The following is a 2,446-nucleotide window of genomic DNA, read 5'->3' as shown; positions in this document are numbered from 1 at the left end:
GGCACCGGCGCGAGGGCATCTTCCACGCGTTTGTGCCAGATGTGTCTTTGTTACGACGCGAAGACGGTAGCCGGCATTTGCACCTGGCCCGTGGGCTGCGAGATGTGTATAGGGTACAGTCCCCGCCCCCCAGAAAAACGGCAGGGCGCATTCCCGCTTTTTTCAGGGGCGCGGGGAACTGCGCGACCAGCCCCCACCGGACGGACGCCTGGGGGTCGAAGGGGCGCAGCCCCTGGGGATGGGACGGGAAAGGGCGGCGGGGGCGAAAAACTCCGAGCTCAAGCCCCACGCGCAGGCCCAGCCGAGAACCGCACCGGCAACTCCACCAACCCCCGCAGCCACGGCGAGGGACGGCGCGTCAGGGCCCCGCTCGGGACCGCGAGGTCCAGGTCGGGAAGCCGGTCCAACAGCACCTCGATGCCCGTCCGCGCAATGACCTCCGCGGTCTCCCGCGCCGGGAACGGACACCGATGCTCACCGTGGCCGAAGGAGAAGTGCGCGTTGTTGCCACCCGTCAGCGCGGAACCGTGGGTCCGGACGCGCGGATCCGAGTTCGCCCCCTGCAGCCCCAGCAGCACCAGGTCACCCGCACGGAGGACACGGCCACCGAGCCGCGTGTCCCGCGTCGTCCACCGCCCCGCCGCGTTCTGGATCGGCGCGTCCTCCCACAGCACCTCGTTCATGGCCTCGGCCACACTGCTGCGCCCGCCGAACAGCGACGCCGCGAACCGCTCGTCCGTCAGCATCAGACGCAGCGAGTTGCCGATCCAGTCGGCCGTCGGCTGGTGCCCCACCGCCAGCATCACCATCACATCGTGCGTGACCTCCTCCACCGTCACCTCGTACGCACGCGCGTTCGCCAGGAGCCGCGACACCACGTCGTCCCCGGGCCGCTGCCGGCGCTCCGCCACCAGCCGGGCCATCGCCGTCCGCAGGTACTCCTCGGCCTCCACCGCCCGGTCCTGACCGTCGAGGATGTCGTTCAGCGCCGCCACCAGCCCGGGCGTGTGCTCCTCCCGGAACCCGAACAGGAACGCCAGCACCCGCGCGGGCAGCGGTGCGGCGAACTGTCCCACCAGATCAGCCGCGCCCACCCCGCACACCACGTCGATCAACTCGTCGGCGAACCGCTCGACATGACCGCGCAGCTCCAGCGGCTCGACCGCCTCCAGAGCCTCCTCGATCAGCGCCGCGCGCTGCCGGTGCCGCTCGCCGACCGTGCCGAGGACCGAGGGCTGCTCCGGGCTGATCACGGGCAGCAGCGGCCAGTCGGCCGGAATGCCCGGCCACTGGTTCCACAGCCGGGAGTCCCGGCTGAACAACTCGGGTTCGCTCGTCACCTGGTGCAGCTCGCGGTAGCCCAGCACCAGCCACGCCGGTACGCCCCCGTCCAGCAGCACGGGTGCGACCTCCCCGTGCTCCCGCCGCAACTCCCGGTACAGGCAGGCGGGTTCGCCACGGAAACGCGCACCGAAGAGGGGCACGGGCACGGGCGCGGCACCGGCCACGGAGTGGCCGTCACCGTTCTCAGAGGTTGCGAAGTCCAACTAACACCTGCTCCAGAATGTCCGGATCGACCAGCGTGGCCTGGTTCGGATGCCGGGCGCTCACCCGGCCCGCCGTCAGGAGGTCGGAGAGCAGCACCTTGGTGATGCTCACCGGCAGCCGCAGCTCGGCGGCGATCTCCACCACCGCCGTCGGACGTTCCGTCAGCCGGAGGATCGTCACGTGCTCCGACTGCATGCCCGGGGTCGGCTGGCTCTCCGCGACCACCAGCGTCACCAGGTCGAGCGGCGCTCCGGGCGCGGATCGGCTGCGGCCGCCGGTGAGCGTGTACAGCCGGTCGGGCAGGTCGTCCCTGCCGGGCCGGCTCATGACGTACGGGGCGCCAGAGCAGTGGCCGTGACCACGGTCGTCGTCGTGGCCGCCGTACCCGTGGTGCTCGCCGTACCCGTGGTGCTCGCCGTGCCGGTCGTGCTCGCCGTACCGGTCGTGCCGGCGGCAGCCGTGTGCGTCGGGTGGCGGGGCCGTGCGCTCAGGTGCTCGCCCAACTGTTCGACCAGCTCGCTCATGGTGTGCCCGACGAGCCCGGGGTCCGCCTCCTCGTCCGTCACCACGGCCAGATGCGCGCCCTCGCCCGCCTCCACGATGAACAGGACCCCGCCGTAGAACTCCGTCATCGCCGACCGCACGCCCCCGCTGCCGTCGCCGAACTGGATGGACGCCCCGTGGGACAGCGACTGGATGCCGGCGGCGATCGCGGCCAGCTGGTCGGCCTGGTCGACGGAGAGCTCGGGCGTACGGCACAGTTTCAGGCCGTCCCGGGAGAGGACGAGCGCGTGCCGGGCGCCCGGAGTGCGTTCCAGCAACCCCTCCATGAGCCAGGTGAGCCTGTCGTCGGCGGTGGTGCCGGTGCCGGTCATGGGGTGTGGTCGCCTTCCAGGTG

2 protein-coding genes and 1 pseudogene are annotated in these 2,446 nt (G+C 71.6%); all 3 read right to left on the bottom strand.

Annotation, left to right across the window (positions count from 1 at the left end; genetic code table 11):
* Nucleotides 1-278: 278 nt before the first annotated feature.
* Nucleotides 279-1,547, bottom strand: coding sequence for a cytochrome P450 (locus P1P70_RS43405; RefSeq protein ID WP_413471688.1), 1,269 nt, complete (start codon nucleotides 1,545-1,547; stop codon nucleotides 279-281).
* Nucleotides 1,528-1,875 (bottom strand): DUF742 domain-containing protein, encoded by a 348-nt coding sequence (locus P1P70_RS43400; RefSeq protein WP_319247839.1) that lies wholly within the window; start codon nucleotides 1,873-1,875, stop codon nucleotides 1,528-1,530. The genes P1P70_RS43405 and P1P70_RS43400 overlap by 20 nt, the downstream gene beginning before the upstream one ends.
* A 146-nt stretch (nucleotides 1,876-2,021) precedes the next feature.
* A pseudogene (locus P1P70_RS43395) lies at nucleotides 2,022-2,423 on the bottom strand (roadblock/LC7 domain-containing protein); the annotation flags it as partial.
* Nucleotides 2,424-2,446: the final 23 nt, after the last annotated feature.

Source organism: Streptomyces sp. MB09-02B, from assembly GCF_033794485.1.
Lineage (GTDB): Bacteria > Actinomycetota > Actinomycetes > Streptomycetales > Streptomycetaceae > Streptomyces.
The sequence above is the reverse complement of the archived record's forward strand: the minus strand, read 5'-3'. Positions and strand labels throughout refer to the sequence as shown.